Source organism: Achromobacter sp. KK8, from assembly GCF_054188005.1.
The window spans coordinates 892,135-905,492 of the sequence record NZ_CM135178.1; the positions used below are offsets into that span (position 1 = coordinate 892,135).

Annotated in this window: 12 protein-coding genes; 8 read left to right on the forward strand and 4 right to left on the reverse strand. The window is 69.8% G+C overall.

The features are described 5' to 3' along the window. Nucleotides 1-24: 24 nt before the first annotated feature. The 3 genes from ACVN9Z_RS04090 to ACVN9Z_RS04100 all read right to left on the reverse strand — a co-directional run bounded on the left by ACVN9Z_RS04090 (nucleotide 25) and on the right by ACVN9Z_RS04100 (nucleotide 4,062). Nucleotides 25-1,560, reverse strand: coding sequence for an argininosuccinate lyase (locus ACVN9Z_RS04090; RefSeq protein WP_026383966.1), 1,536 nt, complete (start codon nucleotides 1,558-1,560; stop codon nucleotides 25-27). Nucleotides 1,561-1,722: 162 nt separating this feature from the next. Beyond that, the gene (locus ACVN9Z_RS04095) at nucleotides 1,723-3,024 is read right to left on the reverse strand and encodes an ATP-binding protein (protein WP_006385788.1); all 1,302 of its coding nucleotides are present in this window, start codon (nucleotides 3,022-3,024) and stop codon (nucleotides 1,723-1,725) included. Between the two features lie 252 nt (nucleotides 3,025-3,276). After that, nucleotides 3,277-4,062, reverse strand: a complete 786-nt coding sequence (locus ACVN9Z_RS04100) for a helix-turn-helix transcriptional regulator (RefSeq protein WP_035182042.1) — start codon at nucleotides 4,060-4,062, stop codon at nucleotides 3,277-3,279. 157 nt (nucleotides 4,063-4,219) lie between these two features. On the opposite strand from ACVN9Z_RS04100, the gene ACVN9Z_RS04105 reads away from it, so the two are divergent. The 8 genes from ACVN9Z_RS04105 to ACVN9Z_RS04140 all read left to right on the forward strand — a co-directional run bounded on the left by ACVN9Z_RS04105 (nucleotide 4,220) and on the right by ACVN9Z_RS04140 (nucleotide 12,546). After that, nucleotides 4,220-5,920 (forward strand): FAD-dependent oxidoreductase, encoded by a 1,701-nt coding sequence (locus tag ACVN9Z_RS04105; RefSeq protein ID WP_054508417.1) that lies wholly within the window; start codon nucleotides 4,220-4,222, stop codon nucleotides 5,918-5,920. Then, a complete protein-coding gene (locus ACVN9Z_RS04110) occupies nucleotides 5,895-6,101 on the forward strand; it encodes a hypothetical protein (RefSeq protein WP_006385785.1) in 207 nt (68 codons plus the stop codon). Before ACVN9Z_RS04105 ends, ACVN9Z_RS04110 begins: the two co-directional genes overlap by 26 nt. A gap of 17 nt (nucleotides 6,102-6,118) precedes the next feature. After that, the gene (locus ACVN9Z_RS04115) at nucleotides 6,119-6,715 is read left to right on the forward strand and encodes a VOC family protein (protein WP_024070476.1); all 597 of its coding nucleotides are present in this window, start codon (nucleotides 6,119-6,121) and stop codon (nucleotides 6,713-6,715) included. 35 nt (nucleotides 6,716-6,750) lie between these two features. Next, nucleotides 6,751-7,710, forward strand: a complete 960-nt coding sequence (locus ACVN9Z_RS04120) for an MBL fold metallo-hydrolase (protein ID WP_006385783.1) — start codon at nucleotides 6,751-6,753, stop codon at nucleotides 7,708-7,710. Between the two features lie 59 nt (nucleotides 7,711-7,769). Further along, nucleotides 7,770-8,792: a fumarylacetoacetate hydrolase family protein gene (locus tag ACVN9Z_RS04125; RefSeq protein WP_458213151.1), complete on the forward strand. Its 1,023-nt coding sequence runs from the start codon at nucleotides 7,770-7,772 to the stop codon at nucleotides 8,790-8,792. 13 nt (nucleotides 8,793-8,805) lie between these two features. Then, nucleotides 8,806-9,477 carry a maleylacetoacetate isomerase gene (maiA, locus tag ACVN9Z_RS04130; protein WP_054518155.1) on the forward strand — a complete coding sequence of 224 codons (672 nt, stop codon included), beginning with the start codon at nucleotides 8,806-8,808 and terminating at the stop codon, nucleotides 9,475-9,477. A gap of 90 nt (nucleotides 9,478-9,567) precedes the next feature. After that, entirely contained in the window at nucleotides 9,568-10,926 is a 1,359-nt protein-coding gene (locus ACVN9Z_RS04135) for an MFS transporter (RefSeq protein ID WP_173361826.1), read from the forward strand. 63 nt (nucleotides 10,927-10,989) lie between these two features. Next, the gene (locus tag ACVN9Z_RS04140; RefSeq protein ID WP_104413527.1) at nucleotides 10,990-12,546 is read left to right on the forward strand and encodes a fumarate hydratase; all 1,557 of its coding nucleotides are present in this window, start codon (nucleotides 10,990-10,992) and stop codon (nucleotides 12,544-12,546) included. 24 nt (nucleotides 12,547-12,570) lie between these two features. Here ACVN9Z_RS04140 and ACVN9Z_RS04145 read toward each other — a convergent pair whose 3' ends face one another. Next, entirely contained in the window at nucleotides 12,571-13,347 is a 777-nt protein-coding gene (locus ACVN9Z_RS04145) for an SDR family oxidoreductase (protein WP_020926223.1), read from the reverse strand. Nucleotides 13,348-13,358: the final 11 nt, after the last annotated feature.

Here is a 13,358-nt window from a genome sequence, read left to right on the forward strand (position 1 = left end):
CCGCACATGCCACGCCCGCGACGCTTACCGGCCCTTGTCCTTCGGCGCGCTGGCCACCAGCGCGTCGAAGTCCTTGTCCAGGCTGGCCAGGGAATCGGCGATGTGCGCCCGGCGTTCCTTGATCCACCTGTCCTGCGAGGCCAGCTGTTCGCGCGCCTCCTTGACCATGCGTTCCATTTCCGCCGGCTGCGGCCCGCCGCTGGTGGCGCGGTTCTTGACGATGGCGACCGGGTCCAGCGTCGACCGGAACTCGGCCTCGCTCATCGGCAGCTCGCTCGGATACTTCGACCCCTTCATCGCCTCGGCGTAGATGCGGCGCGCCTGGTCGTACGGGAAATCCAGCGGCTTGATGTTGTTGGTCTTGGCGTAACTCACCACCTCGGAAGCGAAGTGGTGCCCGTCACGGAACGGCAGCTTGTACTTGCGCATCAGCACGTCGGCCAGTTCCTGCGAGGCGGTCCAGTCGCTGTTCAGTTCCTCCAGCGCGCGATCGGGGCTGATCACCATGGCCTTGAGCACGCGGTCCCAACGCTTGAGCGCCGCGATGCCGGCATCGACCATCGCCGAGTTCTGCTTGACGTCCTTGGGGTCGCTCATGCCGGGCGTGATGTTGTGCGTCTGGATCACCGGCCCCATCGCCAGCGTCACCGCGGTCGACGCGTCGCTGCGCGTGTCGTTGAGCAAACCGGGATTGCGCTTTTGCGGCATGGCGCTGGACACATAGGTGTTGCCGCCGCCCTCTTCCAGCAGGATCCACGGGCGCGACTGGGCGTACTGCGTCATCACGTCCTCGACGAAGTTGCCGGTGCGCAGCGCGATGCTGGTGACGATGGACGCCACTTCCACCGGCTGGTCCATCGACGAGATCTGCGAGGCATCGTAGGCGTTGTCCACCAGCGCCGTGAAGCCCAGGTACTGCGCCATGCGCTTGCGGTCCAGCGGCCAGCTGGTGCCGTTGAGCACGGTGGTGCCCATGGGCGAACGGTCGATGCGCGCGTAGGCTTCGCGGATGCGCTGGGCGTCGCGCGCCAGGCCGGCGGCCTGCCCCAGCAGGTAGTGGCCGTAGCTGTTCGGCTGGGCCGCCACGCCATTGGTGTAGTTGGGCACGATGGTGGCGCTGTGCTTGGCGGCCAGCTCCACCAGCGTGGTCGACGTGGCATTGAGCTGGTCCGCCAGATCCAGCAGCTTGTCGCGCAGGATGGCGCTGCGATAGGTGGCGTGCATGTCCTGGCTGGAGCGGCCGGCGTGCAGCAGCGTCACGTCCTCGCCCGCCGCCTTGATCAGCAACGGCTCGAAGGTGATGACGCTGGCCGGCCGCTTGGCGCCGGGCTGGTTGCCGTCATTGATCACCTTGGCCACGCCCGCCGCCAGCCGCGGCGCCATGGACTTGTCGAGCAGGCCCTGCTCGGTATTGATCACGGCCGTGGCCTTGTTGATCTCGCCGAGCCAGAAGAAGGGATCGCGCGGCGGCTTGGCGGCGGATGCCTGCTGGCCCCAGGCGGCCTGGGCGCCAAGGGACAAAACGAGGGCGGCGCCCAGCGCGGGCAGGAAATGTCTCATGGTGTTCTCGTTATGAGTTATCAGGGAGGGGAAAACAAACCCCTGTATCAAACACCATTTCCACGCGCCATGTGCCACAAAATGCAAGCCGGCGCGCGACAGGCCGGGCGCGGCGGCCGCCGTCTCCGGGTTGACCCGGATGCCCTGGCGGCAAGCTGAACGCTATGCCGCCGATGCCGCCGCCCAGCGCAACACGAAACGCGCGCCGCCCAGCGGACTGTCCGCCACGCAGATGCTGCCGTGGTGGCCGGCCGCGACACGCTGCACGATCGCCAGGCCCAGCCCCGCCCCGCCCGTGCCGCGGTCGCGGCTCTCATCGAGCCGGATGAAAGGCTCGAAGATCCGCTCGCGGTCGGCCACCGGGATGCCCGGCCCGTCGTCGTCGACGATCAGTTCGAAATGCCCTGTCGGACTGTGCGTCAGCGCGATGTCGATGCGGCCGTGGGCGTAGCGCACGGCGTTCTGCACCAGGTTCAGCAAGGCCCGGCTCATGTAGCGCGGATGCAGGCAGACGTGCGGTGGATGGCCATCGGCCACCCGGCACTCCACGTTGCGCGCCTGCGCCTGGTGCGCGACCTGGGCCAGCGCCTCGCCCAGCCAATCGCGCGTGTCGACCGTTTCCAGCCGCACGGTCTCTTCGGTGGGGCGTTCCAGCCGCGCGTACACCAGCAGTTCCGCCACCATGCTTTCCAGTTCGGAGATGTCCGCGCGCATGTCGCGCAACACGTGTTGATGCGTCGGCGGCAGGCCGCCACGGCCCAGCATGTCCACCTCGAACGAGAGCCGCGCCAGCGGCGTGCGCAGTTCGTGCGATACCGCGTTCGTCAGGCTGCGCTGGTTCTCGATCAAGGCGGCGATACGCTCGGCCATCTGGTTGAAGCTCTCGCCGACATGGCGGATGCCGGCGATGCGCGACAACCTCACGCGCTGGCTCAGTTCCCCCTGGCCCATGCGCAGCGCGGCATTGCGCAGCGCATCCATGTCGCGCCACATGGGCAATGCCCATAGCCCCAGCAGGCCGACCGCCACCACCACGCCCAGGCAGAGCCACACGGACAAGGCGACCACGGTGTCGAACACGTTGGGCAGCCGCAATTCCAGCCATTGCGCGGGCTCGCCCGGCAACGGCACCAGGTGCGTATCGAAGTCATCCCGCATCACGACGCCAAAGACCTGCCGTTGCTCGCGCTCGTCCTCGGTCAGGTGGACCTGCTCCGCGGGCAGCACTCGCAGCGCGATGCCGTAATGCGGCTGCACCTGCTCGCGCAGCAGGCTGTCGCGCTGCGCCGGCGGCACCGCGTCCAGCCGCTCATGCAACTCGTGGAACTGCCCGCGCAGCGACTGGAAGGCGACCTCTTGCACCATCGGCTTGAGCAGCGTCCCCAGTCCCTTGTCCACGAACAGATAGGCCAGTCCGAGACTGACCAGGACCACGATGACGACGCGAACGAGGAATTTAAGCATCAATAGCCTTGGGACCGGCGGCCCACGGCCCGGCCCGGCGCGGCGGGTACGCCTGCGCCGCGGAGCGAGCGGAGAGACAGCGGCAAGAGAAGGAGCCGGCGCGACATGGCGCGGCCGGCACGACGCCCGGGCGCCGCGGCCGGCGCGCGGTGCCTCGGATCATAGGGAATGAGCCGGCGCCCGTTCCGCCGGTTTTTGTGTGGGTTTTGTGAAAAACGGTGAAAGCGCGCGCCTGCCGTCCGCCAGCAGGGATCAGGCGTTGGAGCGCGCTCCGCAGCCGGCCGGCGCCTTGATCAGGAATTCCTTCAGGCTGGCCACGTTGCTCTTCTTGAAGATGCGGTTCTTGTAGGTCACCACCGTGGTCGGCGACAGGCCCAGTTCGCGGCCCACTTCCTTGGCGGTGCGCCCCTGGCGCAGCAGGTCCGCCACCTGGACCTCGCGTTCGGACAGGCCATCCGACCAGATCGGCGCGGGCGCGGCCTCGCGCCGGCACAGCTGGTGATGGCGCCGCGCCAGCGCAATCAGCAGCGGGGCGCGTCCGCGCATCACGTCGGTCACACCCGGCGGATGCGAGCGCGAAAAATACAGGTTGATGTAGCTGGCGCCTTCGCTGCGCGCGCCGATCAGCGAGATCTTGCTGGCGAAGCCGGGCCGCTCGAACAGCAGTTCCCGGTACTCGGCATCCAGGATGCGCTCGGGCGCCGCGGCCTGGATGATCAGGTCCGGATGATGCTCGGGTCGACAGGCCAGGTCGCGCAGCAGCGCGTAGTTGGGATCGCGGCGGTAGAACTGGTCGTCGACATAGACCGTGGTGGTCCACTCGATCAGCGACTGGTTCAACAGGCTGGCGGCCGACGAATACTGCACCGAGCCGTCGTGCCCGTAGAAGACGTGCGACACGTGGTCGGCGGCCACGGTTTCGCGCAGCGCCATCAACAGCGCCGCGTGGAACATCGGTCCACCCAGGTCCATGACGGCGGACGCCGCCCACTGGTCCGTCCCCCCGTCCACGGCCAAGGGTTTGCTTGTCTCATCCATGGTTGTCGTCCCCCGTTCGGGCGTGTTTTTCCCGATTCTAAGGGCTTCCCGGCGATCCCGGTGTCCTCTCTCGTGAGGACATGACGCGCTCCGCCCGCGCTCCTAGAGTGGTGCCTGTGACATGCCTCGCAGAACCCTTGGAGCACTAGGGAAAACGATGACAGAGCTTCCCCTCTACCCCTACCTCAGGCCGGACGAGATGGATCGTCCGCGCCCTGCCCCCCACCCCGTCGCGATCGTCGGCGCCGGGCTGACCGGCCTGACGCTGGCGCTGGATCTGGCGCGGCGCGGCATTCCCGTGGTGGTGCTGGACGACGACAATACCGTCGGCGTGCGCGGCCTGGCCTCGCGCGGCATGGTCTGGGCGCAACGCACGCTGGACATCTTCGACCGCCTCGGCATGGCCGGCGCCGTGGTCGACAAGGGCGTGCGCTGGAACGTCGGCCGCGTGCTGTGCCGCGACATGGCGGTGGCCTCGTTCACGCTGCAGGACCAGCCCGACATGCGCCACAACGGCTTCGTCAACCTGCAGCAGTATTACCTGGAAGCCTTCCTGGTCGAGGCGCTGCGGCGCGAACCGCTGGCCGACCTGCGCTGGCTCAACCAGGTGGTCGGCATCGAGCCCTGTGCCGACGGCCCGGCCACGCTGCGCGTGCGCACGCCGGACGGCGCCTACGCCACCCGCGCCCAATGGGTGGTGGCCTGCGACGGCGCCAACAGCGCGGTGCGCGGCCTGCTGGGCCTGCGTCCGCGAGTCTACGACCGCACCGAGGACCGCTGGATCATCATCGACATCGTGCTGCGCGGCACCGCCTGGCCCGAGGAACGCTGGACCTGGCTCGACGCCCGCAGCAATCACGGCCGCGCGGTCTGGCGCCACAAGATGGCCGACGACACCTGGCGCCTGGACTTCCAGTTGCGCCCGGACGAAGACCCCGAAGCCGCCGCCACCGAGGCCGCCATGCGCCAGCGCGTCTGGGACCTGCTGGGCGAACGGGTCGATTTCGACATCGCCTGGCACGGCGTCTGGGCCTACCGCCATGAATGCCTAGACCGCCTGCGCCACGGGCGGGTACTGTTCGCCGGCGACTCGGCCCACCTGGTGGCGCCGTTCGGCGCGCGCGGCGGCAATGGCGGCATCCAGGACGCCGACAACCTGGGCTGGAAACTGGCGCTGCTGCTGCAGGGCCGCGCCGACGCCGGGCTGCTCGACAGCTACGACGCCGAGCGCAAGCACGCCGCCATGGAGAACATCCGCCAGGCCCGCCGCTCTTCGCGTTTCGTCTATCCCGGCGCCGCCCGCTCGGCCGCGCTGTGGCGCGACGCCATCATCGCGCTGGCGCCGCGCCACGCGCTGGCGGCGCGCATGATCAACACCGGCCGGCTCTGCATGCCGGCGGTCTATCCCGCATCGGCCTGGGTGCGCGGCGACCACGCCCACGCCGGCCGCGCCCTGCCCAACGTGCTGCTGCGGCAGGACGACGGCCTGTCCCTGCACGCGCTGCTCGGGCCCTGGTTCACCGTGCTGGTATTCGCCGACGCGTTGCCGCCGGACGTGCGCGACGATGCGCTGCTGCGCTGGGTCGCGGTGGGCCCGCTGTGCGATGCGCGCGGGCGCGACGCCCTGGCGCACCAGCTCGGCCAATCGATGGACGGCAGCGCCTGGCTGCTGCGGCCGGACCAGCACGTCATGGCCGCGGGCGGGCCGCAGGCCCTGGCGCCCGCCACGCTCGCGGCCTGGGTCAGCGACGCGCTGCGACCGGCTGGCGCCGATGGCATCGATTCCCAACCCGAGGCCGCCGGCCTCCCCCACGCAAACGGAGACGCGCGCCATGCCGCAATCCCAGCAACAGCTTGACGACCTGCTCGAACGCCTGATCGCGCTGACCGACCAGTGCGACGCCGCCGACCAGCGCGACAGCCTGGCGCGGCTGTCGCTGCTGCTGATCGAAGCGGTGGACGACGCGGCCCGCGTCCGGGCCGCCGTCGACGAAGTCCTCGCGGCGCGCGGCGAACCCGCCCCCCTGCACATCCCCTGACCCACGGAGACCGCGCCATGACGCAGCTTACCGATTCCCCCGCCCCCGCGGCCGCCTGCCCGTCCATCCAGGGCCTGCACCATTTCGCCTGGCGTTGCCGCGATGCCGAGGAAACCCGCCGCTTCTACGAAGACATCCTGGGCCTGCCGCTGGTGCACGTGGTCAAGGAAGAACGGGTGCCGTCCACCGGTGAACACTGCCCCTTCGTGCACCTGTTCTTCGAATTCGCCGACCACTCGCACATTGCCTTCTTCGACCTGGGCGACAACGCGCTGAGCCAGCCCGATCCCGCCACGCCGCGCTGGGTCAACCACTTCGCCATGGAAATCCGCGGCGAGGCCGAACTGGAGCGCATGCGCCAGCGCCTGCTGGCGCATGGCGTGGAGGTGGTCGGCCCGACCGACCATCACTTCATCCGCTCGATCTATTTCTTCGACCCCAACGGCATCCGGCTGGAACTGACGGCGCGCCTGCCCGTGGCCGACTACGTGGCGCGCAAGCGCCGCAGCGCCCACGAGGAACTGGCCGCCTGGAACCGCGACAAGGCCGCCGGCCTCAAGCCCGGCGCCACCGGCACCACCAGCCATGCGCGCCACCATGGCGGCGCGGACTGACCCGAATCCCTTCATTCATCCAGACAAGGAACACGATGAGCAAGCCTTTCGCATCCCAGGCCGACGTGGCGGAAAAGAAGACCTCCTTCGAGCGCCTGTCCGAAAACGCCTACGCCTACATCGCCGACGGCGACCCCAACTCCGGCGTCATCATCGGCGACGATAGCGTGATGGTGGTCGACGCCACCGCCACGCCGGCCATGGCGCGGAACCTGATCCGCGCCATCCGCGGCGTCACCGACAAGCCCATCCGCCACGTCGCGCTGACGCACTACCACGCCGTGCGCGTGCTGGGCGCGTCGGCCTTCGCCGCCGAAGGCGCCGTCAACACCTACGCCAGCCGCGGCACCTACGAGCTGATCGCCGAACGCGGCCAGGCCGACATGGATTCCGAGATCGGCCGCTTCCCGCGCCTGTTCCAGTCCGCCGAGACCATTCCCGGGCTGACCTGGCCCACCACCGTGTTCGAGCGCGAGCTGACCCTGTTCATGGGCAAGCTGGAAGTGCGCATGATGCATCTGGGCGCTGGCCACACGCGTGGCGACTCCATCGTCTGGATTCCCTCGCAAGGCATTTGTTTCGCCGGCGACCTGGTCGAATTCAACGCCGGCGTCTACACCGGCGACGCCTACCTGTCGGACTGGCCGGCCACGCTCGACCGGTTGCAGGCCCTGGCGCCGAAACAGATGGTGCCCGGCCGCGGCCCCGCGCTCACCAGCGCCGGCGCCTGCCGCGAGGCCATCGGCTACACCCGCCGCTGGGTCGAGACGCTGTACGGCTGCGCCCGCCAGGGCGTGAGCGAAGGCAAGGGCCTCAAGCAGGTCTACGAAGACACCCGCCGCGTGATGGACCCCGAGTTCGGCCACGTCGTGATCTACGAACACGCCATTCCCTTCGACATCTCGCGCGCCTTCGACGAAGCCAGCGGCATCACCGACCCGCGCGTCTGGACCGCCCAGCGCGACCGCGAGATGTGGGCCGAACTGACCGCCTGATCCCCTTTCGATATCGCGCGCCGCGTGTCTCGGCGCGCCTGACCACGGAATTGCCACCCATGAAACTCGCCACCCTGAACAACGGCAGCCGCGACGGCCAGCTGGTCGTCGTCAACCGTGACCTGACCTGCATGCGGGCGGTGCCGCACATTGCCGCCACCTTGCAGCAGGCGCTCGATGACTGGGCCCGTTGCGCGCCCTTGCTGCAAGCGGAATACGACGACCTGCGCGCCAGCGACGGCCAGCCGTTCGATCCGGCACGCTGCGCCGCGCCCCTGCCGCGCGCCTACCAATGGCTGGACGCGTCGGCCTATCTCAATCACGTCGACCTGACCCGCCGCGCCCGTGGCGGAGAAATGCCGCCGTCGTTTCTCACCGATCCCGTGATGTACCAGGGTGCCTCGGATGACTTCATGGGCGCGCGCGACCCCATCACCGCCACCAGTGAAGACCTGGGCGTCGACCTGGAGGCCGAGATCGTGGTGATCACCGACGACGTACCGCAAGGCGTGGACCCCGCGACCGCCCTGGAACACGTGGTGCTGCTGGGCCTGGTGAACGACGTCACCCTGCGCAACGTGGTGCTGCCTGAACTGGCCAAGGGCTTCGGCTTTCTGCAGGGCAAGCCGGCGTCGGCGCTGTCGCCCGTCTTCGTCACGCCCGATGAGCTTGCGCCCTACTGGCGCGACGGCAAGCTGCACCGCGCGATGCAAGTGTGGCTCAACGACCGGTTAATCGGCCAGCCCCAGGCCGGCGAGGAAATGCAATTCCACTTCGGTGAACTCATCGCCCATGCCGCGCGCACGCGCCGGCTGGGCGCCGGCACGATCCTGGGCAGCGGCACCATTTCCAACGCCAGCGACGCAGTCGGCGTGTGCTGCCTGGTCGAAGCGCGGGTGCGCGAACAGCTGCGCGACGGCCAGATGCGCACGCCCTTCCTCAAGCACGGCGACCGCGTCCGCATCGCCATGCGCGACGAGGCCGGCAACAGCCTGTTCGGCGACATCGACCAGCAGGTGCGGATTCCCGGCACCCGCCCGCTGCCCGCCGCCCGGTCGGCGCCGCAAGCCGCCACGGCCTGAAGGGGACTGCGCCATGGCCGAGACATCCTCCCTCACACTGCACAGCTATTGGCGCAGCTCCGCGGCCTACCGCGTGCGCATCGCGCTGGCGCTCAAGGGCCTGCCCTATCGCCAGGTGCCCTGGCAGATGGCCCAGGGCGAACACCTGCAGCCGGCCTACCGCGCGCTGGCGCCGTTCGGCCTGGTGCCGATGCTGGAGATCGACGGGCTGCGCCTGCAGCAGTCGCTCGCCATCATCGAGTACCTGGACGCCCGCCACCCCGAACCCGCGCTGCTGCCGGCCGACCCGGCCGGTCGCGCCCAGGCGCGGGCGCTGGCGCTGCTGGTGGCCTGCGAGGTGCATCCGCTGAACAACCTGCGCGCGCTCAAGCGCCTGCGCGCCCAATTCGGCGCCGACGACGACCAGGTACACGACTGGTACCGCCACTGGTGCGAAGAGGGTTTCCGCGCCTTCGAGGCCGCCCTGCCCGCCAGGCGCGGCCACTATGCCCTGGGCGATGCGCCGACGCTGGTGGAGTGCTGCCTGGTGCCGCAGGTCTACAACGCCTTGCGCTACGGCGTCGACCTGGCGCCATTCACCCAGGTGCGCGCCATCGTCGAGGCCTGCGCCGCGCTGCCCGCCTTCGACGCCGCCCGTCCCGAGAACCAGCCCGATGCGCCGCGGCCGGCGCAAGCCGCCGCCTGACGCGACGGCCGGAGCGGGTCTTCATCCGCTCCGGCCAACCCTCGAACAAAAACACAGCGGCACGGTCCGCGCCCCCCACAGGAGACACGCATGCAGACAGATTTCCCCGGACAGGGCGCCGTCGCGCCCGCGTCCGCCGGCGAACGCCGGCCATCCGCGGCGCTGGTCAGCGCCGAAGACCGCAAGGTGCTCGCCGCCACGCTGGTCGGCTCGGCCATCGAGTGGTACGACTACTTCATCTACGTGCAGGCCGCGGGCCTGGTGCTGGGCACGCTGTTCTTCGCCCCCTTCGTGCAGGACAATCCCGAACTGTCGCTGATCCTGTCGTTCGCCACCGTGGGCGTGGCTTTCCTGTTCCGCCCGCTGGGCGCCATCGTCTGCGGCCACCTTGGCGACCGCTATGGCCGCAAGCGCGTGCTGGCCGCCACCCTGATCCTCATGGGCGTATCCACCGCCCTGATCGGCGTGCTGCCGACCTACGCCCAGATCGGGCTGTGGGCGCCAGTGATGCTGGTGGGCTTGCGCGTGCTGCAAGGCTTCTCGGCCGGCGGCGAGTGGGGTGGCGCGGCGCTCATGGCGGTCGAGCACGCGCCGACAGACCGGCGCTCGCTGTTCGGCGCCTTTCCGCAGATCGGCGTGCCGCTGGGCATGATCGTCGCCACGGGCGCGCTGTGGTGCATCACCACCCTGGTCGGCGCGGAGAACTTCATGGCCTGGGGCTGGCGCATCTCCTTCCTGCTGTCGATCGCGCTGATCATCGTCGGCGTCTTCATCCGCCGCGCGGTCGAGGAATCGCCGGTATTCCTGCGCATGCAATCGCGCCGCAGCCACTCCTCGGCGCCGCTGGGCGCGCTGCTGCGCAAGCACCCGCGCCAGATCGCGCTGACCACGCTGATCTTCGTGGGCAACAGCACCGCCGGCTACCTGCTGGTGGGCTTCTTCATCAGCTACGGCAGCCGCGCCCTGCGCATGCCGCCGCAACAGGTGCTGATGATCTGCACCCTGGCCGCCGCCTGCTGGCTCGGCACCACGCTGCTGGGCGGCTGGCTCGGCGACCGCATCGGCCGCGTGCGCACCTTCCAGCTCGGCTACCTGCTGCTGGCGCTGTGGGCCATTCCGATGTGGACCTTCATCGAGTCGGGCGATCCGCTGCAATTCGCCCTGGCGCTGGCCGCGCTGTCGTTGCCGCTGGGCCTGACCTACGGCCCGCAGGCCGCGCTCTACGCCGAGATGTTCCCCGCCGACGTGCGCTATTCCGGCGTGTCGGCCGGCTATGCGCTGGGTTCTATCCTGGGCGGCGCCTTCGCCGCCATGATCGCGCAGTCCATCATCTCCGCCACCGGCCAGTCGTGGCTGGTGGGCGTGTACGTCGTCGTCATGGCCGCGGTCTCGTTCATCGCCGTCACGCTGGTCAAGGACCGGCCCGGCGTCACCCTGCACGCCGAATGACACCCGCCGTCCGGATCCGCGCGGATTCCGGACGGCGCTCCTCCCGCGCAATCGTCCCCGCCCATGACCCGCATCCGACAGCAAGACCTGATCGACTCCATCACCGGCGCGCTGCAGTACATCAGTCATTACCACTCGCCCGACTACATCGCGCACCTGGCCCGCGCCCATGAACGCGAAACCAGCGCCCCGGCGCGCGACGCCATGGCGCAGATCCTGGCCAGTTCGCGCCTGGCCGCCATTGGCCGGCGCCCCATCTGCCAGGACACCGGCATCGTCAACGTCTTCCTCAAGGTCGGCATGGACGTGCAATGGGCGGACTTCACCGGCAGCCTGGAAGACGCGGTCAACGCCGCTGTGCGGCGCGCCTGGCTGGACCCGGACAATCCGCTGCGCGCCTCGGTCATCGCCGACCCGCTGTTCGCGCGCGCCAACACCCGCGACAACACGCCGGCCGTCACCAGCGTCGAGATCGCGCCGGGCGGCCGTCTTGAAATCACCGTCGCGGCCAAGGGCGGCGGCTCGGAAAACAAGGCGCGCCTGGCCATGCTGAACCCCGGCGATAGCGTGGTGGACTGGGTGCTGGCGCAAGTGCCGGCCATGGGCGCCGGCTGGTGTCCGCCCGGCATGCTGGGCATCGGCGTCGGCGGGACCGCCGAAAAGGCCGTGCTGCTGGCCAAGCAAAGCCTGATGCAGCCGCTGGACATGCACACGTTGCAGGCACGCGCCGCCAGCGGCGCAGCGCTTGCCCCTGAAGAGGCGCTGCGCCTGGAGCTGTACGAGCGCATCAACGCGCTGGGCATCGGCGCGCAGGGCCTGGGCGGCCTGACGACGGTGCTGGACGTGAAACTCAAGACCTACCCGACCCACGCCGCCGCCAAGCCGGTCGCGCTGATCCCCAACTGCGCCGCCACCCGCCACGTCCGTTTCGTGCTGGACGGCAGCGGGCCGGCGCACCTGGAACCGCCCTCGCTCGACCTGTGGCCCGACCTGGGTCCGGCGGCGCAGGCCGCCACGGCCCGGCGCGTCGACCTGGACACGCTCACCCGCGACGAGGTCGCCCGCTGGCGCGCCGGCGAGACCCTGCTGCTGAACGGCCGCATGCTCACCGGCCGCGACGCCGCCCACCAGCGCATCCGCGAGCTGCTGGCGCGGGGCCAGCCGCTGCCGGCGGATTTCCGCGGCCGCGTGATCTACTACGTCGGACCGGTGGATGCCGTGCGCGACGAGGCCGTCGGCCCGGCGGGCCCCACCACCGCCACCCGCATGGACGGCTACACGGACATGATGCTGGAACACACCGGCCTCATCGCCATGGTCGGCAAGGCCGAACGCGGCCCCGACGCGGTCGCCGCGATCCAGCGCCATCGCGCCGCCTACCTGATCGCCGTGGGCGGCGCGGCCTACCTGGTGTCCAAGGCGATCCGCCGTGCCCGCGTGGTCGCGTTCGAGGATCTCGGCATGGAGGCAATCTACGAGTTCGACGTGGTCGACATGCCGGTGACGGTGGCGGTGGACGCCTACGGCGGCAACCTGCACGTATCGGGGCCCGCGCAATGGCGCCGCGATATCGGCACGCCGATCCGCATCGAGGCGCGCGGACTCAGTGTCCGGGCATAGCCGGCGTGCCCCGCCGCCTCTTCGCTACCCCAGGTATTCAACGTTGCCGCACACCGAGATGCTCTGGCCGCTGATCATCGCGCCCTCGTCCGAACACAGGAACGCCACCTGGTTGGCGATGTCCTCGGGCTGGGTCATCTTGCGCAGCGACACCTTTTCCACCAACTGCGCGCGCATGGCGTCGTTGCTGACGCCGCCGGCCGCCGCGCGCGCGGCGATGATGCGCTCGACCCGGTCGCCCGCCACCACGCCCGGCAGCACCGAATTGACGCGGATGCCGGACGGTCCCAGTTCCATCGCCCAGGTCTGCGTCAGCCCCGCCAATCCGAATTTGCTGGCGCTGTAGGGGCTGCGCAGCGAAAAGCCCAGCCGGCCCGCGACCGACGAGATATTGATGATGGCCCCGCCGCCCGCCTCGCGCAGCAGCGGCACCGCGCTGCGCGCGCACAGGAACGTGCCGGTCAGGTTGACGTCCAGCGTGGCCTGCCACGCCGCCAGGTCCGTGTCTTCGAGCCGGCTGGTGGGGCCCGAGACGCCGGCATTGTTCACCAGCGCATCCAGTTTGCCCCAGCGTTCGGCCAACTCCGCGAACATGGCCAGCACCTGGGCTTCGTCGGCCACGTCCGTGACGCTGCCGCTCAAGCCGGCGTGCGCCTGCACGGCGGCCTGCACCGCTTCCGCGGCCACATCGCAGATGTGCACTTGCGCGCCAGCGGCCAGGAACTTGCGCGCGATGGCCAGGCCGATGCCCCCCGCGCCGGCGGTGATCAGGACCCGCTTGCCCTTCAACGATTCAATCATCAGGCTACATC